Origin of the sequence: Acinetobacter sp. C26M, assembly GCF_023702675.1 — a bacterium.
In the GTDB taxonomy this organism is placed as follows: domain Bacteria; phylum Pseudomonadota; class Gammaproteobacteria; order Pseudomonadales; family Moraxellaceae; genus Acinetobacter.
Genome location: NZ_CP098478.1, coordinates 3,696,114 through 3,718,966, shown reverse-complemented (window position 1 = coordinate 3,718,966; position 22,853 = coordinate 3,696,114). Strand labels below are relative to the sequence as shown.

Below are 22,853 nucleotides of genomic sequence, written 5' to 3'. Positions count from 1 at the left end.
TCTAATAAAATTATTTCAAGTAAAAGACCGCATAAAGATAAGAATAGGTTGGTATTTCACTTCGATAATTTATAACTTTTCATAAATCTTAACGTTTTCTACTTTCCTCCTTGGCTGACAAGCCTATAATGATTGAGAATCATTCCAAATCTAATAAGGAAATAACATGTCGACCGATCAGCAATTTCCAACACCTGCCAACCTAGGTATCGCAGTTTATTCAAATAATGCCGAAGCGATTGGTAATACACCTTTAGTTCGTATCAATCGCCTCATTAAAACGGGTGCAACGGTACTGGCAAAAGTAGAAAGCCGTAACCCTGCATTTTCAGTAAAATGTCGTATTGGTGCAGCGTTGATTGCAGATGCGGAAAAACGTGGTGTTCTTAAAACAGGTATGCATATTGTTGAACCGACCAGTGGTAATACAGGCATTGCTTTGGCATTCGTTGCAGCAGCAAAAGGTTATCCAATTACCTTGACTATGCCTGCAAGTATGAGTTTAGAGCGTAGAAAAGTATTAAAAGCATTAGGTGCAGATCTGGTTCTGACTGACCCAGCCAAAGGTATGAAAGGTGCGGTGGATGAGGCTGTTCGTTTAGCCACTGAAAATCCTGAACAATATTTCTTGCCGCAACAATTCGAGAACCCAGCCAATCCACAGATTCATACAGACACCACTGGCCCTGAAATTTGGCAGGCAACCAATGGTCAAGTGGATATCTTGGTTGCTGGTGTAGGAACTGGTGGAACTATTACAGGTATTTCACGTTATTTTGAGCAAGTTCAAAATAAACCATTGTATTCAGTTGCGGTTGAACCTGCGGAATCACCAATCATCACGCAAACTAAACGTGGAGAAAGCATCACACCTGCACCACACAAAATTCAAGGGATTGGTGCGAATTTTATTCCTAAAAACTTAGACCTAGATTTGGTTGATGAAGTTTTACCCGTGAATAGTACTGATGCAATTGAGTGGGCAAGAAAGTGTGCAACCCAAGAAGGGATTTTAGTTGGCATTTCTAGTGGTGCAGCATTAGCGGCAGCAGCGCAAATTGCTGAACGTCCTGAAAATGAAGGCAAAACCATTGTGGTGATTTTACCAGATAGTGGTGAACGTTATTTATCTTCAGTTTTATTTGAAGGTTTGTTTGACGAAGCTTAATTTCGTTATTCAGCCCATAAAAAACCATGCTTTAAGCATGGTTTTTTTTGATTTTAAAGTGCTTTTTTCAAGTTTTTTTCGTGATGTTTAACCGAACGAGCATATTTCTTGGCTTTATGCCGCGTCCAAAAACTGCGTTCGTAACCTGTCGGTCCGACATTGTAATAGGCCACTGCTTTAGACCAACTGCCAGCAGATCTATAGTAGGTCGAGAGCACATGTGCACCACAGTTAATATTGACATTCTCATCATAGAGATTGCCAGGGCAAGACTGACGCCAATGGCTGGAAATAATCTGGGTTAAACCGATTGCCCCTGTTGGTGAGCGCGCTGAACTGTTGTAGTTCGATTCTTGGCGAATCAGCGCGGCGAGTAAAGTCGGTGATACATCATAACGCTCAGCACTTTGGATAATCATGGGTGATAAACGATTTGCTGTGCTAGGCGAAACGGAATAGGCATTTTGTAAGCCTGATGAAAGTTGATTCGAGCGATTGGCAAAGGATCCGCTTAAACTGCTACATGCAGATAGACTGATTGCAAGCACAACAAGGCTGATCTTTAAAATGATTGAGGCAAATGGTTTAAAAGCCATATGTTGATCAGAAGAAGTCGATGTGATGTGCAAAACCTGAACCCGATACCAAACAGAAGTATAAGGATGGTATGCACTCAGTTTAGGGGAGTCAATAGTAGTTATTTTACGGTCATGGTTGGATTTGAGAGGGTCATAAAAAAGCCCCGACATCCTGTCGAGGCTTTCTGATATTTGGTTTCTTGCCGCCAACTCCTGTCAACGACCACATCCTGTGTTTCTTGTTGTTCTGAATGAGACATCCTGTCTCTCTATACTTGATATATTAGTGAATTTAGCTCATTCGGTATATTCGGCAATCACCGCAGTTATTGTAGGTTTTTGCTTACAACAGGGCTTTATAGTGCTTCTTTTAAACTTTGTTCATGGCGTTTGACTGAGCTGGCATAGCGTTCAGCTTGCTGACGCATGTATGGACTTCTTCGATATCCTGTAGGGCCAACATTGTAATAACCGAGGGCTTTTGACCAATCACCTGTCGATTGATAGTAATTCGCTAAAATGTAGGCACCACAATTGATGTTGACGTGTTCATCATATAAATCACCAGGACAGAACTGTTGCCAAAATTTTGGGCGTACTTGGGTTAAACCCACGGCATCTGCTGAAGAGCGTGCACGAGTTCTATAGCTAGACTCTTGACGAATCAGTGCAGCCAATAAATGTGGTGAAATATTGTGACGCTCAGCCGTTTGCAGGATGATTGGAGCGACCCGATTTGCGGTTGTTGGTGATACGGAAAAAGCATTTTGAATACCAGAAGATAATTTTTGGGAATGATTTACCGTAGGTGCTTTGGTTGTCGTACACGCGACAGTGAAGTAAGTACTTAAAAAAATGAGACTTAATTTAGCAAAAGTAATGTGAAAGCGAGAAAAAGAAAATTTTTTGTAAATTATCATCGTAGAAAAATTTGACCGTCATTGATAAAACATGCGGATGGTAGGGAGCAAGCCGATGGGAGTCAATGCAATCTATAGAGGTAAATCGTTTAGTTTTAGATATTAAGCTGAATAAAAAAGCCCCGACATCCTGTCGAGGCTTTCTGATATTTGGTTTCTTGCCGCCAACTCCTGTCAACGACCACATCCTGTGTTTCTTGTTGTTCTGAATGAGACATCCTATCTCTCTATGATTGATATATTAGTGAATCTATCTCATTCAGTATATTCGCCAATCACCACAGTTATTGTAGGCTTTTACTTACAAAGTGCAAATCAGCGTTTCTTTAGAATCCAGCCCACCAATCTTTGTGCAATTGGCGCGCAGACCAATACGCTAGGAAAGGCAAACATCCAAGCCACGATCCATGCTGACATCCACATCGCAAAGAAATGATCGATAAAACCCACTGCCTTTAATGTGGTGATGCCAGAGATTAAAAAAGACATCATGCAAGATAAAATCAATGGAAATAAAAGACTTGCTGCTTTCACCTGAATATCACTCCTTGATATGCACTTAAGTTGAATGCAAAATTTTTCCCAAATAGCTGAGCCGTTTTAATATCACCAAAATCAAAAGCATTTGCCGGACTGGCATGTTCAGCTTGTGCCATAAGACCTGACCATGACCCGAGACGATTGGCAGCTTGTGTATATGGAACACCTTGATGCTGCTCAGGTAAAATTGGGTTGCCCACCCATATCATACCGTGTTGCATTGCAAAGGTGAAAAGTGAAATCAAGGTGGATTGCTTATCGCCTGCGGGCAGTGAGGAAACAGTAAATCCAGCGGCTAACTTTCCTTTAAATGCCTGCTTCTTCCATAATGGGCCAGTGGCATCCATCAGTTGTTTCAATGTGCCAGAAACTCCACCCAGATAGGTTGGTGAACCCCAAATCAGTCCATCATAGGGACAGAGTAGCTCGGGTTGAGACATCAACTGTTCAGCGGTGAATAAATCAATTTTAACCTGTTCAACTTGTGCTGCTCCGAGTTGAATCTGTTGGGCAATAAATTGGGTATGACCTTGACGGCTATGATAAATAACGGCAATTGATTTCACGGTTTGATCCCTCAGTGAAACAGTGCAAGCAATTGAGCGCTGAGATATAAACCACAGCCAAAAATACCGTGGTTAATCAGACTTCGTAGGCAGTTGTGCAAAGGTTGTGCGGTTTTAGATGAGGCAATACCTGCGCCCATGGCCGGTTGCATGATGAAAAAGGGAATGAGCACTGTAATCACCCCGAAAATAAACGCGGAGCTAAATTGAGGCTGCCGTAACCATACATCTCCTACAATCAGGATAAAGCTGAGCGCGAAGAGGATGCAGACACTGTAATGTGCCAGCCAACCCAAGGCATATTCCCTTTGAATGGCAGGGCTTTGCGCAATCGATGTATGGATGAATTTGCCTCGAAACATCCAACCGACCCAACGACCCAGTAAGGCAAAATTTAAGGTGGGCTGATTGAGTTTTTTTAAAATAAATAGCCAAATATCCATGATCAGCGTGGCGCCAACACCTAAACAGAGGATTTGGAATAATAGTTCAGTAGTTTTCATTTTTTCACCTTGATCTTTTCTGGATAAAACGAGATAAAGATAGTGTGCAAGTTCAAGTCAACTTGAAGTCAAGGGGTTTTTTATGGATATTGGAGAAGTTGCTAAACGGGCAAATGTGACGACCTCAACCTTACGCTTTTATGAGGAAAAGGGTTTAATTAGATCAATAGGCCGCCATGGATTACGTCGACAATATGGCAAGCACGTCTTGGATCAATTGGCATTGATTGCTTTGGGGCGAGCAGCAGGTTTTTCTCTCAATGAAATTGCACATATGTTTGGGGAAAGTGGTCAGCCCGAATTGGACCGATTCATGCTGAATGAGAAAGCAGAGCAACTGGAACAAATGACCCGACGTCTGCACTTTATCAGCCAAGGACTGAGACATGCTGCGGTATGCCCTGCAGAAAATCATATGCAATGCCCAACCTTTCAAAACTTTTTAAAAGCTGCGATTGCTGGTGAATATCAACCGATCAAGCTTGAGTAAGGTGGGTGCTGCGGTAGTGGCGGTGATTGCTAAGATAAAATGTCGCGTAGCATTGTCATCTTTTCGCCATAAAGACTTCATTTTATTGCAGTAAAAGCGTCATAAAAACTTGTTTTAATTTGCGTAAATTTTTACCAAATGTATAAAATGATGAACAAGAAAACTTTATTGGCCTTATTTTGCTGTAGTGCTTTGGGTTTAACTGCCTGTAATAATGATGACAATAATCAAGATCAGAATACATCGACAGACAAAGTCACAGAACCTACGCTGATTTCTTTCGCCAAGCTTCCTGTCGCAACCTATGCCGTTGGACCAGATTCAGGTAAAGCGGTGAGTGGTGCCAATGGCATTTATCCTCCTTTTAAAGGGCAACCCGTACAAGGTTTTTCTGCTGCCTTAAAAAATGAGGATGGCAGTTATATGGCCATGGCCGATAATGGTTTTGGCACGCAGGATAACTCTGCTGATTTCTTATTACGCATTTATAAAATCAAAGCCGATTTTAAAACCAAAAGCAAAGGCACGGGACAAGTATCCGTACAAAGCTTCATTCAATTACGTGATCCAAATAAACGGATTCCTTTTGAGATTGTGAATGGTAATACGGCAGAACGCTTATTGACTGGGGCGGATTTTGATCCTGAATCGATGCAACGTGCGCCAGATGGTACCTATTGGATTGGTGATGAATTTGGCCCATTCTTGCTACATTTCTCAGCAGATGGTGTGTTGTTAGATGCTCCGATTGCTTTACCAAATCCATTTAATCCGAGCCAAGAGTTACGCTCACCGCAAAATCAACTGAATAAAGCCAATATCAATTATGTTGAGCCATTGGTGGGGCGCAGTAGTGGTTTTGAAGGCATGGCGATTTCACCAGATGGCAAATACCTGTATCCGCTGCTGGAAAAGCCATTGCTGAATGACTCGACAGGTAGACTGCTGATCTCGCAATTTGATCTTCAGAAGAAAGCCTATACGGGTGTTTATTATTGGTTCGTACTCGACAGCAAAGCCACCAATATTGGCGACTTCCAACTGTTTAATGACAAAGAAGGCATCATTATTGAGCGCGATGTGAGTCAAAATAATCTCGGCGGCCATAAGAAACTGATTCGGATTAAATTCAATGAACCGAAGCAGGTAGTGGCACGCGAAGACTTGGTCGACTTAATGAAAATTGCCAATCCAAATGGGCTGTATGGCACAGCACGTGAAGGGGATATTGGTACAGGTAAGGTGTTTGCCTTCCCATTTGAAACCATTGAAGATGTGATTATTGAAAATGGCACCACTTTGACGGTATTGAATGACAACAATTTTCCAGGTTCATCGGGCCGCAATGCCAAACTTGCCGATGATAATGAAATGATTCAGATTCATCTGCCTAAAGCATTATTTTAAACATTTGATAAAAATGGCCGAAATGATCATTCCGCATTTCGGTCGAAGGCGTATACTGATCGGGCATAAGGAGTTCCGATGTCTGAATCAGTTATACGCCCAACCCATATTGAATATGGTTCGAAATCGTTTACTGCGATTTTATGGTCATTGTTCTTCGCTGGTTTCGCGTCATTTTCCTCATTGTACTGTGTACAGCCGATGATGCCGATTTTTGCAGAATTCTTTCATGTCACCCCGACCCACAGTAGTTTCCCCCTTTCTTTTTCTACCATCGCGTTGGCTATCGGTCTGCTATTTACAGGCTTTATTTCTGACCGTTTTGGGCGTAAACCGATTATGGTATTTGCCTTATTTCTGGTCTCGATTTTATTGCTGATTAGTGCTTCTTTTCCGATTTGGGAAATCTTTCTTAGTACCCGTGTTTTGATTGGTCTGGCGGTCAGTGGGGTTGCCGCAGTGGCAATGACTTATATTGGAGAAGAGATTGCGCAGAAAGATATCGGTTTTGCCATGGGGCTTTATATCTCAGGCACAGCGATTGGTGGCATGGGTGGGCGTCTGATTGCAGGGGTTTTGGTTGATTTTATTTCTTGGCAATCAGCAACCTATATTATTGGTTTTCTGAATTTTGTGATTGCCTGCTTATTCTATCTGTTATTACCTAAATCACAGCATTTCAAACCATTTCCGTTCCGATTCTCACGTTTTAAAGCAGCATTTGAGCAAAATCTAAAAGACCCGAAACTACGTATTTTATTTGCCCAAGGTTTTATTTTAATGGGCTGCTTGGTCACGGTCTTTAACTACATCAGTTACCACTTATTAGAAGCACCGTTTCATCTATCGCAAACATGGATTGGTTTGATTTCGATTGCCTATCTGGCAGGGATTTATAGCTCACCCAAAGCCGCACAATGGGGCTTTAAATATGGGCGCGATAAAGTGTTACCTGTATTACTGGTGATGATGATTATTGGTTTATTGATCACCTTGATTCCGTCGCTTTGGAGCATCTTACTGGGTCTCACTATTTTTACTTTTTCATTTTTTGCGGCACATTCGACAGCCAGCAGTTGGGTTTCTGTTCAAGCTGTTCAGTATCGGGCTGTCGCATCTTCACTCTATTTATTTTGCTATTACATCGGCTCAAGTTTGCTTGGCAGTAGTGGAGGGTTAGTTTGGGAAAATTATGGCTGGACGGGGATAAGTCTTATGGTGGTTGTGGTTCTAGCAATGGGGCTATTTTTAGCGTTGCGGTTAAAGTCCAAGACTCTATTATTCGAATAATTGGAGAGGATATTTAGAGAGTGTTTTATTCCGGTTTTCTAAACAGTCAATGTTTCCTGAATAAAAGTTAAGTCTCCTTTATTTACAGCGTTGATAAGCTAAAGCAGAAAATAATGCATAAAATATGAACATAAATGTTGTTTAAATGTAAAATATAAAGATAATGATTCTCATTTTAAATGGAGAATCTCATGCAGTATCCTATCTCTCAATCTCGAATTTTTCCTAAAAGTATTATTTATCTTGCACTCTATAGTTGTTGGATCGGTACAAGCTACGCAGCTACGGACTCAACAACCACACAAACAGATGTATTACCGACTATTGTGGTCACAGCGGAGGATGGCTTAGAAAATAATTACACCAAGAAAAAAGCCAGTACATCAACCAAACTCAACCTGAGTATTAAAGAAACACCTCAGTCGGTTTCTGTGATTACTCAAAAGCAAATGGAGGACATGGGGGCAACCAATTTAGGTGAAGCTTTATTAAATACTACAGGGATCATTTTAACGGGCGATAACACCGAACGCACCAACTTCTCAATACGTGGTTTCAATATGGGAGATGGATGGAACTCCAATTTGATGCAATATGATGGTGTTGCAGTCAATGCGACTAATGTGGCTTCTTCAAAGCCAGATATGGCGATGCTGGAGAGTGTTGAAGTTTTGCGCGGTGCAGCAGGCTTATTACAAGGTTCAGGAGAGCCGGCTGGTACAGTGAATCTGATTCGTAAAAAACCAACAGCAGATTTTCACGCTAGCGGTGCAGTGAGTTATGGCTCATGGAATACTGTTCGTGGGGAAGTCGATGTTTCCAACCGTTTGAATGAATCTGGGAGTGTAAGGGGGCGACTGGTTTTAGCTTATCAAGACGGTGATTCATGGATGAAAGCTGTCACACGTGACAGCAATTTACTTTACGGGATTATCAGCGCAGATCTGACAAAAAATACTTTGCTGAATTTTGGCTATTCCCAACAAAAAGAACATGCGGTGCCTGTGAATAGTTTACCACGTTATTCAGATGGTTCTGATATAGGACTGGATAGGAATAATTGTGGTTGTGATTATCGAGACTTTTGGGACAAGAAAAATAGCCAGGCTTTTATTGATTTAACTCATCAGTTTGAGAATGGATGGATGGTAAAGGGTAGTTATTTAAGAGCTGATATCGATATGGATATGGCCTTTACCAGTCTTGCTTTTGCTAACACAGGTGCAATTGATAAGAATAATCCGAAGGCAACAATCAACAAATATGGCTACCGTTATAACCAGCAATTAGATGTATTCGATTTCTTTACTAAAGGCGCATTTAGCTTGTTAGGACGTGAACATGAGCTTGTTGCAGGGATCAATCATCAGAAAAGTGATACTCCTGGTCAGTGGAGTAGTTGGGATACCATAATGGCAGATGGCTCATTGTGGGATCGACAAGCCAAGACTAAACCTGCTGGTGTTGAGCAAATGCTAGTGAATGTATTTAGTTTTAGCCCTTACAACTTGCCTTATGCTGCGCCGCGTTATGATAAAGATGGCGGTCGTTCATATTTAACAACCGAGCAAACGGGATTTTATCTGACCACTCGTTGGAACTTAGCTGATTCATTAAAATTGATTACAGGCGTACGTGAGAGCCAATTCAAATATGACTCAGAATATCAAAGTAATGTTACAGGTCAGTTTGTTGATAGTCGTGCGGTTCATTATAAGAAAGATAATATCTGGACGCCTTATGTGGGTTTAACTTATGACTTCAATGATACATATACGGGTTATGCAAGCTTCACTGATACTTTTGTGGTGCAGAATGTCAAAGATCGTAATGAGAAATTGCTTGATCCAGTTCAGGGCAACGTCTATGAAATTGGGGTAAAAGGGAGCTTTAATGACGATAAGCTAATTGCCTCAATTGCTGCTTTTAGAACCAACCAAATCAATCGTGCTTTCCAAGATCAAAGCAGCAAAGGCCAGTGTGCTTTTAATGGTGGAGAAGGGTACTGTAATGTTGCAGCTGGAGAAGTAATTAGTGAGGGTATTGAAACGGAACTACGTGGGGAAGTATTACCACATTTAAATCTTTCGGCAGGCTATACTTACAATACGACAGAATATAAGAAAGATGTGAGCAAGCAAGGTCAGACCTTCAATGAAACCACACCTGAACATATTGCGCGTTTATTTGCGACTTACAAGTTAGCGAACAATCTAACCGTTGGTGGCGGGGTCAATTACCAAAGCGAATGGCTAGTCGGACGCTATGGTTCTAAGCCAGCTAAACAGGAAGGTTATGCATTAGTTAACCTGATGGCGAGTTATCCTTTGAGTGAAAATATTACGATTGCTGTTAATGCCAATAATGTCCTTGATAAAAAATACTACTCGTATTTAACAACGGACTCTAATCGTTATGGTGAGCCAAGAAATATGAAGCTCACGCTGCGCGCTAAGTTTTAATATAAGGCCTCATGGATGATTGTTGCTTCACAATCATCCATTCAGATGATGGGTCAGGTGTTTATGAGATTCAAGAAACTGCTATATATCATCATTTTGCTGATCGCACTGTTGATCAGTTTTTTTGCTGGTGCTTTAACTGCGGGCTTTAATTATTGGTTTCAGCCCTTAGTCCACATGCAAATCTCAAATCACAGCGGGCAAACGATTAGTAAGCTGAAGCTACATGTGGAAACAGCAGGTGTGCAGCATGAGATATTTTTCCAGCCCTTAGAAAATAACAAGACGATAGAAACGCAATTCTTCGTAAAGGGTGAGGGCGGATATCGTTTAGAAGCAACTTTGGCGAATGGTCAGACCATTTCAGAAGGTCAAGGTTATATAGAATCGGGTTATACGGTGAAAGAGCTGATCCGATCGAATGAAATAACGAGTCAGGCATCATATTGATCACAAAGTGTGGTCTGATTGCTGTTATTGATATTTTGATTAAACTTTATACAAATAAATTGTTATCTCCTTGTTCCTGAATGTTTTATAAACAGGGAAAATGAATGAAATTCATGTTAAAATGATCGGCTTTCATTTTAGGGGTTAAAATACAACCAACCCCGATAAATGTCTCTCCTTCATCTGCTAGCCGAGATTCGCAAGCTATGTCTACTGCCTATACCATGCAGACTGCGCCTAAAGCGCTGTTTGATTACGACAAATATTGGGCGTCGTGTTTTGAACCCGCACCATTTTTGCCGATGTCACGAGAAGAAATGGATCTACTCGGCTGGGATGCATGTGACTTTATTTTAGTTTGTGGCGATGCTTATATTGACCATCCATCTTTTGTATCTGGTGTGATTGGACGTGTGCTTGAAGCACAAGGTTTCCGTGTTGGAATCATTGCGCAACCAGACTGGACCAATGTAGAAAGCTTCCGTGTTTTAGGTAAGCCAACCATTGCATGGGGTGTGACCGCAGGGAATATGGACTCGATGATCAACCGTTATACGGCAGATCGTAAAATCCGCTCTGATGATGCGTATTCACCAAATAATGAAGCGAATAAACGTCCAGACCGTGCTGCAACGGTTTACTGTCAGCGTTGTCGTGAAGCCTTTCCAGATGTTCCAGTGTTATTGGGTGGCATTGAAGGCAGTTTACGTCGTATTGCACATTATGATTATTGGTCTGATAAAGTCCGTCGCTCAATCTTGATGGATTCAAAGGCTGATTTGCTGATGTATGGTAATGGCGAGCGTGCGATTATTGACGTGATGCATCGTTTAGCCAAAGGCGAAAAAGTTCACGAGATTACCGATGTCCGTGGTACCGCATTTATTATTAATAAGCACAATAAAGCATCGAAAGCAAAATTTGTTGAAATTGCCAGTAATGACATTGATACCATTGGACGTGTGGATCCAATTATCAACCCCTATGTCATGACTGAAGATATTGATGGCTGTGAAGTTGAAAAAGAAAAAGGCAACTCCTTGGCACAGTATCAAAATTTCCAAAAAGAATTTGTGGCAAATCCAATCGTACGTGAAGGTGATCAGCTTGATCCTGATACCCAAATTGTGCAGTTAAAGCCTGCTCCATCCAAAGCAATTAAACATAAATTACCACCACGTGAATTGGCGGTAATCCGTTTACCTTCTTTTGAAGAAGTTGCGGATGATCAGGTGCTTTATGCCCATGCCAACCGTATTTTGCATCTTGAAACTAACCCTGGTAATGCACGAGCTTTGGTACAGCGTCATGGTGAGCGTGACGTCTGGATCAATCCACCGCCAATTCCTCTCACTACTGAGGAAATGGACTATGTATTTGATTTACCTTATGCACGCTTACCGCACCCATCTTATGCGAATGCACGTTTCCCAGCATTTGATATGATCAAGTTCTCGGTCAATATCATGCGTGGCTGTTTTGGTGGTTGTACCTTTTGTTCGATTACCGAGCATGAAGGTCGTATTATCCAAAACCGCTCGGAAGATTCGATTTTACGTGAAATTGAAAAGATCCGTGATACTGCACCTAACTTCACTGGGATTATCTCGGACTTAGGTGGACCAACGGCAAACATGTACCGTTTGCACTGTAACGATCCTGAAATTGAAAAGAATTGCCGTAAACCATCGTGTGTTTATCCAGGTGTTTGTCAGAACTTACATACCGACCATGCACCTTTGGTTCAGCTTTATCGTAAAGCACGTGAAATCAAAGGGGTGAAGAAGATTCTGATTGGTTCAGGTCTGCGTTATGACCTTGCGGTCTTAAACCCTGAATATGTGAAAGAGTTGGTTCAGCATCATGTCGGTGGTTACCTGAAAATTGCGCCTGAGCATACCGAAAATGGCCCATTATCGAAGATGATGAAACCTGGTATCGGGACTTATGATCGTTTTAAGCAAATGTTTGAGCGTTTCAGTAAGGAAGCAGGTAAAGAACAGTATTTAATTCCATACTTTATTGCTGCGCATCCGGGCACGACGGATTACGACATGATGAACTTGGCGATTTGGTTAAAGAAAAATGGTTTCCGTGCCGATCAGGTGCAGACCTTCTATCCATCGCCAATGGCTACTGCGACCACAATGTATTATTCAGGCAAGAATCCGCTGTCTAAAGTAGCACGCTATACGGAAAATGTGGATATTGTGAAAGGTGAAAAACGTCGCCGTTTGCATAAAGCATTCTTGCGTTACCATGATCCAAATAACTGGCCCTTATTGCGTGAAGCCTTGAAGGAAATGGGACGTGCGGACCTCATCGGAAATTCAAAACAGCATTTGATTCCAACTTATCAGCCACAAGGGACTGCTGAAGGTGAATATAAATCGGCACGCAAAAAGAATTCATCTGTTGCAGGGGATTCTGCAAAACGTGGTCAAGGCCAATCTCGTTCGCAGTCAGGTCAACAGCGTCCGCAAAAAGGACAGGTCTTAACCCAACATAATGGTTTACCACCACGTGAAACGGGTGAGAAAAGACCATTTTCAGGAAAGCCAAAGTCTAAGACCAAAGCACATCGTTAATTTTGTATTGAAGAGGGCATGAGAGTTCATGCCTTCTTTTTTTATGCCTAAATTGTCATGTGATCACAATTTGATCGCAAAACTATCGTCTATAGAAACATAAACTGACAATAACGACTTGAATCTTGGATTGTGAATGATTATAAATAAAGTGCAGAGGGCTATTACGACTTTGGTCGTCTAGGAAAACACGATTAAAAAACTTAAGTTTGCACTGCAAAATGACTTTGCTATCGATGTTCTTGATTAAAAAAATTGGCATAAAGCCAAAATGATTATAAAAAATCTAAAGGGATTAGTTAGAAATGTATTATTTTATAACAACAGTTGGGTTGCTGTTGATCACAGCACTTGCACTTCGCCGCCTACAACAAAATAGGCGTCAGGATAGTCCGTTAAAACGCCGTGGTATTTTGAATATCGCAGAACAAATTACCTTGATGCGCTTACAAGCTGTTTTACCACGTCATACCGTGTTGGCACATGTTTCTTTTGATGCCTTACTGACCACTAAATTTGCGCATACACGTCGTAAATATCAAGGTTTGGTTGCGGATTTTGTCGTTTTAGACCAACAGCATCAAGTGCTTGCAATTATTGAGATTGCAGATGAATCCTATGTCAATCGTCTGCATCAAAAGCACTATCAAGACAGTTTGCTTGAATTGGCAGGCTATCGCGTGTTGCGTTATAGCAGCATTCCAACTGAACAGGAACTCAGAGAGGATCTAGTGCCTGATCTGTTTGAAGCTGCACCTGTAGCAGCTTCAACCACAAGCTCAATGTCGATGCCTAAAGCAGATCGCATGCTGAAATATAACGATTTTGCAGTGAAATCTTATTAAGGCAGAACAGCAGTCACGGTCATTTCAACCAGTACATCAGGTGCATAGAGTTTAGATTCGACGCAGGTACGTGCTGGGGGATGCCCCTCAGCAATCCATGCATCCCATACTGCATTCATCGCTGCATAATCTTTTTCAATGTCTTTTAAAAAGATCAGCACAGATAAAATATGGGTTTTATCTGTGCCTGCTTCTGCCAATAAACGATCAATATTATCCAATGTTTGCTGTGTCTGTGCGGTTACATCAACGCTGGTATCATCAGCCAATTGGCCTGCTAGATGAACAAGATTTCCTGAAATTGCAACTTCGCAATAACGTGATGTGACATGAAGGCGTTGCACAGACATAGTGATTCCCAAATCGAAAAGTATAGTGGGGATTGTACTTGATGCTATTCAGCTGCAATGTAATTTTCTATAAATCAGGCTAAAAAACTTTCTATTTCCATTAAGTTACGATGTTTGAAAACCAAAATACAGCGTTGTTGTGGGCAAATAATAATATTCCCCAGATTCAGAAATTGGATTTTGGCTTGCCGTAATTGATTCAGACAGCTTGCAATCGAGCTATGTAAGGGACATAGCTGTTTAAGTTGCTTTAACGCTAAATAAGTTGTTTGGTACATGGTGTTATTCCTTATCAATGCAGTGAAAGAAGCGAAGACATTACTTCGCCCCGATATATTTTTATTAGCTTTGTTGTTCGGATTGGTACCAGTTGACATGACGGGTGATGAACATGACGCAGGCAATCAGGATGAAGGACAGGATGGAGCCAAATAAGAAGGTCTTACCACTGGATTGCAGTAATAGATACATCATGCCGTAGAGCACACCGAGCAAAATCCCGAATAGCAGCGCAGGTTTAATCCCTTTGACCACAAAATATAAATACCATGTGATGAGACTAATACAAGCGATTGCTGCTGCTAGATAGGCGATTGAAAAGGCGTAATATTCACTGATCGAAAGTAGCAGAACAAAGAAAACCCCTTGCGCCATGGCAACCAGTGCATATTGCACAGGGTGGATTTTGAGTTGTTTTAAAACCTCAAACAGAAAGAAGCAACCAAAGGTAATGATGATCACCATCACACCGTATTTAATGGCACGATCGGTTTGGGTATAGATATTGACAGGCTCTAGGAATTGAGTCGAAATGCCAGAGATAGTTGCTGGCGTGCCTGAATCGTATGTTTCTACCGATGCGGTTGGTAGTGGATCTTGAGCATTTAAAGTTTTATAAAAGCATTGGCTATTTTCGCACAGTGACACATTTTCTAAATTACGTTTACCCAGTGCGATATTTTTCCAGTCCGCTTGGAATTGGCGTTTTTCACTGGATTTTTTAAAGGGTAGGCTTTGCCCATCATATTTAACATCGCCCCAGTTACCTGTGGCTTGATAGGTCATTTCATAACTGGTCGGAATGAAGCTGAATTCACTGAGTCCTTCAAGCTCGAATTGCAGGCCAAACTTAAAACCCTGCTGGAACTTTTGCACCAGTTCAGGGTACTGCTTCGCTGTCAGGTGCATCAGGTCAAAACCGCGTTGTCCTTGGCTTTGTTCTGAAAAGTCGAACTTATAGACTTGGCCATCAATATTGAATACAGGTTTGGCATTCAGCCCACGCGCATCTTGGATTGGGAAAATAATTTCAGCTTGTTCCCACAAATAATCACGTTTTGTTTCGTTATCGATGGCCTTGAATGTACCTTTGCCTGACATCAAGTTTTGATAGCTGATCGCTTTATAAATATTGCGTCTATAAGTACTGTCCGAAACCTTAAATTGTGCATTCCAGTCGGTCGATTCAGCTCCGATAGCAACGAACAGGGTTTGCGTACAGGTATAGCTTTTCTTTTGTTCATCGGTACAGGTGGTTTGCACTTGATAGGGTAGTTTTAAATAGGGTGCAACAATTTGCTGTGGACGAATTTGTTCATTGGCAATGTCGCGAATAACTTGTTGTTGATAGCTTTGGCGTTCTGAGACCAAGCTCGAAATAAAAAACAAACCAATATAAAAAATCAAAATCAGGAACAGAATGGCTCCGATTTTAAGATTGATAAAATTGCGACGCATATGAAATTCCATGGTCATTAGGATATGACCAGTATCTATATGCGATATGTGCTTCGAATGAGTTCGGCTTGAAGCTTAAGTGAAGTTTGTGTGAAGTGTGAGGGTCAAGAGCACACCAGATTGATGTGTTGCTAAGAAGCCGAGGCGATTCGCTTCAATATTTTGGATGCTAATCTGACTGTGGTGTTGCTGAATAATCTGTTGGACGATACTCAGCCCAATGCCAGTACTGCGTTGCTGATTATGCGGACGCGGTAGAGAAAAGTAGGTCTCAAATACACGGGTTAAGGCATATTCAGGAATCGCATCGCCTTCATTAAAAAACAGCAAGGTGATGCTTTGATGTGTTAGGTCTTGTTGAACTTGAACTGCGATTTTCCCTTGTGGAGGACAGAAATCTCTGGCGTTATCTAACAGATTATTCAGTGCTTGTTTTAGCCAAAAGGGATCGGCATGGATCGAACAGTATTGGGGCAGATCAAGTTGTATTTGGATCTGTTTCAGTTGCAAAGCAGTATGCTGTTGCTGAAAGCATTGTTGAATGAGCTCGTTTAGGTCTAAGTCTTGAAACTCTAAAACATGCTGATTTTTTTCGAGGCGCGTTAGTAACAACATTCGTTCAATCAAGGACTGCAAACGCTGACTTTGCTGCATAATATGATGGGCAAACTGTTGCTGATCCGCCAGTGGTAAATCATCTTGAAGTAATTCAGCGCTGGCTTGAATCGCAGTGAGGGGGCTCTTGAGTTCATGGGTCAATGTATTGACATAGTTCTCCACATAGCCACGATCTTCCAGTTTTTCCCGCATTTCGCTCAGTGCTTGAGTCACTTGATTGAGTTCTTTAGCTGAATAAAAGAAAGGTGCCTGATTCACGGGTGCCAATGCCTGTGCATAGCGTCGGACGCGATCAATACTATGTCTTAGCCAATACGCTACCATGCTCGCCAATAATAAGCTGAGCGCTGCAATCCAGAGGGCTTGATAAATTAGTTGCTGTTCAGCGCGCTCGATATAAGGTTGTACCGACTGATTGGGTTTACCAATACTGACCACACCGAGCAATTGCTGTTGGTAAATAATCGGAGCTGCAATATGCATGACACTGCTATTGCGATCATAGGGATTGGTTGCCGTTGAACGTGCGCCGTATTTGCCGCGTAGTGTTAAGTAGACATCATTCCATTTCGAATAGTCTTGCCCAACAGCTTCGCCTTCCGAGTCGTAAATCACGATGCCTTTGGGATCAGTTATGTACAGTTGTTGGTTAATCTGTTCTTTGCGATGCTGCCAAATGGTAGCATTCAGTTGACGAGATAAAGCTGCCTGAATTTTTTGATCAAATTCGGGCGTATCCACCTGATGGTGATAGACATCTTCCGCAATCAGTTGGGCAATGATATTGGCATTTTCAGCGAGGGTATCTTCAACCACTTGTCGTACATTGGGTTTCACTTGCTGGGTTAGGGTATAAGCGATAAAACCTAGACTCAGTACCACCACCAAGCTAAAGAAAAACCAGATACGGACAAAGATTGACATGCTTTAGCCCAACTTCATCAAACTATAGCCAAAGCCACGATGGGTTCGAATCGGATCATCATGTGGAGTAATCTGTTTGAGCTTTTGCCTTAAACTTTTGATATGGGTGTCGACGGTACGTTCTAAGCTATGTTCAGGATGTTCCCAAATATGATCCATCAATTGTTGACGGCTAAATACCTGTTCTGGATGTTGAATCAATAAAAATAACAAGCGGTATTCATAGCGAGTCAGTTGTAGTGCCTGCTGATGATAATTAATTTGCAAGGACTGTGGGTTACATGACCAGATTGCTGATTGCAAAATGACTTCAGTTTCTGGTGTTGGTACAGATGTTGTAACAGGCTGAGCCTGAACTTCCATCCTGCGCCAAATCGCTTTAATTCTCGCCACAATCTCACGAGCACTAAACGGTTTACTGCAATAATCATCTGCACCAATTTCTAGACCGACCACTCGATCAATTTCATCATCACGTGCTGTTAAAAATAGCAAAGGAGTTTGGTCTTTCTGGCGTAATTGTTTGCAGACTTCGAAACCATTCAGATCAGGGAGTCCGACATCTAAAATAATAAAATCAAAGGATTGTTGCGTCAGTAATTGCAGTGCCTGTGTGCCTGTATTGGCCCAACTGACTGACCAGCCTTCACGCTCAAGCGCATAACGTAGCGGCAGGACAATGGCAGCTTCATCTTCGACACAGAGAATTTGTTTTTGCTTCATAAGCGAATCGTAATCGTAAATATTCTAGTTTTATGAACTGAGTTTAACTGAAGTAGCCAAGGAGAGCAGGATTAAATTGAGATATTTATAGGGAAGGGGGCTTGATAAAGAACACTTGAAGTGCCCTGTAATATTCGGATTTGATCGTCACGCCAACCACAGGAGCAGATGCTAAAAGTGAGGATTTCTTTAGCAAAGCAAGTCACACGGATAATGTTATTGCGCTGTTTAGAGTACTGAAAATTGGATAAAAAGCAAACATAAATTTCAGTCAGTATTGTATGGTTGTACAAAAAAACCGCATCACCATAAAGAAAGTTGTGATTCTTCCTGTAGCGGTTGTAATTGATAAACACCTACCCCAACCAGACGAAATTGAAATTCTGGGTCGATATGCATTTCATCGAGCAGTTGTAATAGCACTTGTCCCAAGTCTTGTTGCGATTGCAGTGGCTGTTTAAAGCTTTTACTGTGCTGTAAGACTTGGAAATTTTTAAGCTTGAGTTTGACGGTTACACCACGGGCAGTCAGCTGCTTTTTATTCAGGCTGCGCCAGACTTGTTCAGTCAATGGCTGCCATGCATGGCTGCATTGAGCAAGAGTGTAATCATCGTCAAAAGTAATTTCCTTAGAAATCTGCTGACGTTCCCGCTCCGCTTTGACTGGTCGATGATCAATGCCTTGTGCATATAAATACAGTTGTTTGCCGTACTTTCCAAAATGATGAATCAGCACATTTTCGTCGATTTTTTGCAGATCGCCCAAGGTATGTAAATTCAGTTGTTGCAGTCGTTCTTGGGTGACTTTCCCCACCCCAGGAATTTTATTCAAGGCTAAATCTTGAATAAAACGTAGCACCTGATTGGGTTTAATCACAAATAAGCCATTGGGTTTATTCCAATCCGAGGCAATTTTTGCCAAAAACTTATTTGGTGCCACGCCCGCAGAGGCGGTCAGTCCTGTGACTGCAAAAATATCAGCACGGATCTGTGTAGCGACTTCCGTGGCACTGGCAATATTTTTTAAGTTTTCAGTCACATCCAAATAGGCTTCATCTAAAGAAAGCGGTTCAATTAAGGATGTGTATTGCTGAAAAATCTGATGAATTTGAGCAGAAACTTCGCGATATTTTTCAAAATTCGGTTCGATCACGATGACTTGCGGGCAGAGTTTTTTGGCTTGTCCCATCGACATGGCAGAACGGAGTCCAAAGACACGGGCAGGATAAGACGCTGCGGCAATGACGGCTCTTGGATGATGTGAGGAAATCACCACAGGTAAATCTTTCAGATCTGGGCGATCTTTGAGCTCAACTGAGGCATAAAAGGCATCCATATCAATATGGATGATTTTGCGTAGCTCATTTGGCATCTTCAATGCCTTGTGTTTTCAGAAAAATCCGCCATTGTTTTGGGGATTCGGCATAAACATTTAAATCCACGGTTTTAGGAATGCCATCGATTTTGCCTTGGCTGCTATGCTGCCAAAACAGCCATTGTCGACCATCTTTGAGTTCAGGTTTACCTTCATAATCACGAACCCAAAGTGGGGTCTGATTAAAGTTTCCCATCAAAACAATGTGGTAAAAGCTTTTGGAAATATAAAAAATCGGCTGTTTACCATAATGTTGTTGCAGTTGGTCATGCATGACCTGAATTTCTTTGAGTAGCTGCTCTTTGGTATAGGTGTTGATGCAGTTACTGTCATATTCCAAATCGATCACAGGTGGTAGGGCATCGGCTTTTTTCGGAACGGTCGCAATAAAATTTTCAGCTTGTATGGCGCCATCACGACACAGCCGATAAAAATGATAAGCACCCACATGCAGGCCACGTTCACGTGCTTTGAGCCAGTTTTTCTGAAAGTTACGATCTCTAAAATCACCGCCTTCCGTGGCTTTTAAATAAACGAATTGATATTGCATCGGCGAGATTTTGTTCCAGTTAATCTCACCTTGATGATGAGACACATCAAAGCCACGGATGGAATAATCTTGTGCCGAGGCCTTTTGCTGATAGAACAAACCAAAGTAACTGACCACACCCAACATAACGGCTAAACCGATACTGGCATAAGTCGGGTAATGTTGAGTGCGTGGAAATTTTATCGATTTTTTTGCCATATCATTTGTATTATGCGATGTCTAAGCGAGTGTCAGATTTACAGTATTGGTCATGTAGAGATTGTACTCGCTTCGCCTTCATGTGGGTGACCTGACTGCCTAATTGTGCCACAAATTTGCATGATGCATAGTTCTCAGCTTGTTTCTGATAGTCTCGAACCCAGTTTTCACGTATCACTAAACGTGCTTCGCTGACGGGCCAGACCCCGAGTGCTAAGCGATTCACACCAATTCGCCAAGGTTTTGGGCTGATTCTGGCTCGGAAGCAATTCTGGTTTTTACACATTCTGACGTAGTTGGGATCTGCATGAATGGCGTTAAATAATAATTGAGCTTCATTACTTTTAGGTTCAAAGATCTGATGCATTACCAACACACGATAACCTTTTGGCGTGAGATAAACACGTAAATGCCATGTGGGATGCTGTTGAGAGAAATCCTGAATCGATGACAATGCACGCTGTTCAGGAGTTCCAAACAACTTGCTTTGTAAATAGAACAGCCCTTTGCCAACTAGCCCTGTCAAGATAAGGGAAACAATCAATCCAATTCCCAAGATCATCCATGAACCAAAGTAAACAGCCCCAATACTCGCGAGCAGCATTAATAATGAAAAAGCCAACAGATATAGTCTAAAGCGAGGTACGTATTCGAAATCGATATCTGCAAATAACACATCTGGGGTATTTAAGCATAATGCGCCGTAGGAGTTTCGCGTGATAATGACATCATCATGCTGAGCAATAATCTGTTCTCTGATTGGTACACCTTCGGCACCATTGTAGGGAATTTTATGGTCGATTCTTCGGATATTTTCACCAGCCTTAATCCTTTCAATTGCTTCGGCTACACGTTGCTCGGCATGCGATTGCGCTGCTGCAAGGTTTTGATCTGACCAACCAAAGCGTTTAATGGTGTATTGTCGCCCTGCAATCTTGGTTTTTGTTTTGGCCTCTGCCCAATGTTGGGGAACGATCATTTTACTTTTCCTTATTCTGTTTATTGGCTCGAATTCTAGGTTCTTCGCTTTAATCTGTAGTTTCTTTGGGGATTTGCCAAAATACCAGTGCGGTAATGATGTTAATACAGCCAAGTGTGATCAAGGTGGCATGGAATGCCGTACTTAGTGATGCACTTGAGAGGTGTTGCCCAAACACATTAATCAGTGTCCCTGCCAACGCTACCCCGATACTCATTGAAAGCATCATAATCATGGATAAGAAGCTATTGCCACTGCTGGCATCTTGTTGTGCTAAGTCTTTCAGGGTCAGGGTATTCATGCCGACAAATTGTAGCGAATTGAGTGTACCGAAGATAAACAGGTGTAGCACTTTCAACCAAAGCGGTATCGCGGCTGTCATCAATGAAAAACTGGCGATGCACAAACCAACCAAGACGGTATTGGTCAGTAGAAAACGACGATAGCCGACCCGTTGAATCAAAGGGCGAATAATCGGTTTGGAAAATAATGAGCCTAATACCATTGGAATCATCATTAAGCCAGTAATGAACGGCTCGAAACCAAAAGCCACTTGTAACATCAATGGCAAGATGAACGGAATCGCATTACTGCCGAGACGGGCAAAGAAATTGCCCAATACGCCAATCGAGAAAATTTTGTAGCGAAATAGGCGACCATGAAAGAGCGCATTTTGATGCGTATGCGCATGGTAGGCATAGCCTATTGCTGCAAACAATCCTGCAATGAGTAGACCAATACTGATCAGGCTGGAATATTGAGATGAAGCAATATTTTCAATCCCTAAAGACAGACCAACCATTGCGACCATTAACAGGATAAAACCGCTTAAATCGAAGGATTTGACTGTTGGCTCTTTCTGGTTCGGCATGACTTTAAAAGTCATGATCATGCCGAGTAGACCCATTGGCAGATTAATCAAAAAAATCCAGTGCCAGGTTGTCACTTCAACTAGCCAACCACCCAAGGTCGGTCCCATTAATGGACCAATCAAACCTGCAAGGCTCATCAGACTCATGGCAGACAGAAATTGGGAGCGTGGGATCAGTTTTAATAAAGCCAAACGCCCTACGGGCATCAGCAAAGCACCACCGATGCCTTGAATGACGCGGAAAAATAATAATTGTTCTAGGTTTTGTGATAAGCCACAGCCAAGCGAGGCCAAGCTGAAAATCACCATGGAACTCAGATAGATATTACGAATACCGAAGCGATCAGCCAACCAACCACTTAAAGGGATACATGCTGCAACCGACAGCACATAGGCTACAATGACACCATGCATTTGCAGGGGATTTTCATTGAGTTGTACTGCCATGGCAGGAATTGCCGTGTTGACGATGGTGGTGTCCAAGGCTTGCATAAAAAAGCCAATCGAGACCAAGAGCACCAACATTCGGAATTCAGGCTGTACCGCTTGATGTGTTGTCGTTGTCATGAGCCATGATGGATAAAAAGGCAGTTTTAGTTTAATGCAACTGTGCGTGAAATAAAGCCTAAAATTGTCAAAGAGTGGTCATGAAACTGACATTAAAGTGTCATCTAATTTGCATCACCAACGACTAGATTAGCCATACAGAATAAATTGTATGG

Annotated in this window: 22 protein-coding genes; 8 read left to right on the top strand and 14 right to left on the bottom strand. The window is 41.9% G+C overall.

The annotated features are described in order from the left end of the window. Window positions 1-166: 166 nt before the first annotated feature. Complete coding sequence (cysK, locus tag NDN11_RS17125) at window positions 167-1,168, top strand: cysteine synthase A (protein ID WP_251110301.1); 1,002 nt, start codon at window positions 167-169, stop codon at window positions 1,166-1,168. Window positions 1,169-1,221: 53 nt separating this feature from the next. On the opposite strand, the gene NDN11_RS17120 is transcribed toward cysK, so the two are convergent. From NDN11_RS17120 to NDN11_RS17100, 5 genes are all read right to left on the bottom strand, one after another. After that, window positions 1,222-1,764: a lytic transglycosylase domain-containing protein gene (locus tag NDN11_RS17120; RefSeq protein ID WP_241329629.1), complete on the bottom strand. Its 543-nt coding sequence runs from the start codon at window positions 1,762-1,764 to the stop codon at window positions 1,222-1,224. Between the two features lie 338 nt (window positions 1,765-2,102). Further along, window positions 2,103-2,666, bottom strand: a complete 564-nt coding sequence (locus tag NDN11_RS17115) for a lytic transglycosylase domain-containing protein (protein ID WP_251110300.1) — start codon at window positions 2,664-2,666, stop codon at window positions 2,103-2,105. A gap of 315 nt (window positions 2,667-2,981) precedes the next feature. Then, on the bottom strand, window positions 2,982-3,200 hold the full coding sequence (locus tag NDN11_RS17110; RefSeq protein ID WP_004656444.1) for a DUF2798 domain-containing protein: 219 nt from the start codon (window positions 3,198-3,200) through the stop codon (window positions 2,982-2,984). Further along, on the bottom strand, window positions 3,197-3,772 hold the full coding sequence (locus tag NDN11_RS17105) for a flavodoxin family protein (protein ID WP_251110299.1): 576 nt from the start codon (window positions 3,770-3,772) through the stop codon (window positions 3,197-3,199). The genes NDN11_RS17110 and NDN11_RS17105 overlap by 4 nt, the downstream gene beginning before the upstream one ends. 11 nt (window positions 3,773-3,783) lie before the next feature. Then, window positions 3,784-4,275, bottom strand: a complete 492-nt coding sequence (locus tag NDN11_RS17100; protein ID WP_251110298.1) for a DUF2938 domain-containing protein — start codon at window positions 4,273-4,275, stop codon at window positions 3,784-3,786. 82 nt (window positions 4,276-4,357) lie between these two features. Between NDN11_RS17100 and NDN11_RS17095 the strand changes: the two genes are divergently transcribed. The 7 genes from NDN11_RS17095 to NDN11_RS17065 all read left to right on the top strand — a co-directional run bounded on the left by NDN11_RS17095 (window position 4,358) and on the right by NDN11_RS17065 (window position 13,807). After that, the gene (locus NDN11_RS17095) at window positions 4,358-4,765 is read left to right on the top strand and encodes a helix-turn-helix domain-containing protein (protein ID WP_251110297.1); all 408 of its coding nucleotides are present in this window, start codon (window positions 4,358-4,360) and stop codon (window positions 4,763-4,765) included. Between the two features lie 150 nt (window positions 4,766-4,915). After that, the gene (locus NDN11_RS17090; RefSeq protein WP_251110296.1) at window positions 4,916-6,172 is read left to right on the top strand and encodes an esterase-like activity of phytase family protein; all 1,257 of its coding nucleotides are present in this window, start codon (window positions 4,916-4,918) and stop codon (window positions 6,170-6,172) included. 78 nt (window positions 6,173-6,250) lie between these two features. Further along, window positions 6,251-7,462: an MFS transporter gene (locus tag NDN11_RS17085; protein ID WP_167250126.1), complete on the top strand. Its 1,212-nt coding sequence runs from the start codon at window positions 6,251-6,253 to the stop codon at window positions 7,460-7,462. 191 nt (window positions 7,463-7,653) lie between these two features. Continuing rightward, the gene (locus tag NDN11_RS17080) at window positions 7,654-9,924 is read left to right on the top strand and encodes a TonB-dependent siderophore receptor (RefSeq protein ID WP_251110295.1); all 2,271 of its coding nucleotides are present in this window, start codon (window positions 7,654-7,656) and stop codon (window positions 9,922-9,924) included. A 63-nt stretch (window positions 9,925-9,987) separates the two neighbouring features. After that, a complete protein-coding gene (locus NDN11_RS17075) occupies window positions 9,988-10,374 on the top strand; it encodes a hypothetical protein (protein ID WP_167250576.1) in 387 nt (128 codons plus the stop codon). Window positions 10,375-10,580: 206 nt separating this feature from the next. Further along, the gene (locus tag NDN11_RS17070; RefSeq protein WP_167250130.1) at window positions 10,581-12,962 is read left to right on the top strand and encodes a YgiQ family radical SAM protein; all 2,382 of its coding nucleotides are present in this window, start codon (window positions 10,581-10,583) and stop codon (window positions 12,960-12,962) included. Window positions 12,963-13,267: 305 nt separating this feature from the next. Then, window positions 13,268-13,807: a DUF2726 domain-containing protein gene (locus NDN11_RS17065; RefSeq protein WP_167250132.1), complete on the top strand. Its 540-nt coding sequence runs from the start codon at window positions 13,268-13,270 to the stop codon at window positions 13,805-13,807. Here NDN11_RS17065 and NDN11_RS17060 read toward each other — a convergent pair. The 9 genes from NDN11_RS17060 to mdtD all read right to left on the bottom strand — a co-directional run bounded on the left by NDN11_RS17060 (window position 13,804) and on the right by mdtD (window position 22,698). Further along, a complete protein-coding gene (locus tag NDN11_RS17060; RefSeq protein ID WP_167250134.1) occupies window positions 13,804-14,157 on the bottom strand; it encodes a RidA family protein in 354 nt (117 codons plus the stop codon). The two genes, NDN11_RS17065 and NDN11_RS17060, sit on opposite strands and share 4 nt — an antisense overlap. A 74-nt stretch (window positions 14,158-14,231) precedes the next feature. Then, on the bottom strand, window positions 14,232-14,435 hold the full coding sequence (locus NDN11_RS17055; protein ID WP_005314689.1) for a hypothetical protein: 204 nt from the start codon (window positions 14,433-14,435) through the stop codon (window positions 14,232-14,234). A gap of 64 nt (window positions 14,436-14,499) precedes the next feature. Beyond that, a complete protein-coding gene (gene creD / locus NDN11_RS17050; protein ID WP_251110294.1) occupies window positions 14,500-15,894 on the bottom strand; it encodes a cell envelope integrity protein CreD in 1,395 nt (464 codons plus the stop codon). Window positions 15,895-15,969: 75 nt separating this feature from the next. Beyond that, window positions 15,970-17,397, bottom strand: coding sequence for a two-component system sensor histidine kinase CreC (creC, locus tag NDN11_RS17045; protein WP_251111563.1), 1,428 nt, complete (start codon window positions 17,395-17,397; stop codon window positions 15,970-15,972). A gap of 42 nt (window positions 17,398-17,439) precedes the next feature. Then, complete coding sequence (creB, locus tag NDN11_RS17040; protein ID WP_251110293.1) at window positions 17,440-18,159, bottom strand: two-component system response regulator CreB; 720 nt, start codon at window positions 18,157-18,159, stop codon at window positions 17,440-17,442. A 303-nt stretch (window positions 18,160-18,462) separates the two neighbouring features. Then, a complete protein-coding gene (gene dinB, locus NDN11_RS17035) occupies window positions 18,463-19,530 on the bottom strand; it encodes a DNA polymerase IV (RefSeq protein ID WP_251110292.1) in 1,068 nt (355 codons plus the stop codon). Continuing rightward, window positions 19,520-20,281: a glycoside hydrolase family 25 protein gene (locus NDN11_RS17030; protein WP_251110291.1), complete on the bottom strand. Its 762-nt coding sequence runs from the start codon at window positions 20,279-20,281 to the stop codon at window positions 19,520-19,522. The genes dinB and NDN11_RS17030 overlap by 11 nt, the downstream gene beginning before the upstream one ends. 10 nt (window positions 20,282-20,291) lie before the next feature. Continuing rightward, the gene (locus tag NDN11_RS17025) at window positions 20,292-21,260 is read right to left on the bottom strand and encodes a hypothetical protein (protein WP_251110290.1); all 969 of its coding nucleotides are present in this window, start codon (window positions 21,258-21,260) and stop codon (window positions 20,292-20,294) included. 49 nt (window positions 21,261-21,309) lie between these two features. Continuing rightward, on the bottom strand, window positions 21,310-22,698 hold the full coding sequence (mdtD, locus tag NDN11_RS17020) for a multidrug transporter subunit MdtD (RefSeq protein WP_251110289.1): 1,389 nt from the start codon (window positions 22,696-22,698) through the stop codon (window positions 21,310-21,312). Window positions 22,699-22,853 lie beyond the last annotated feature (155 nt).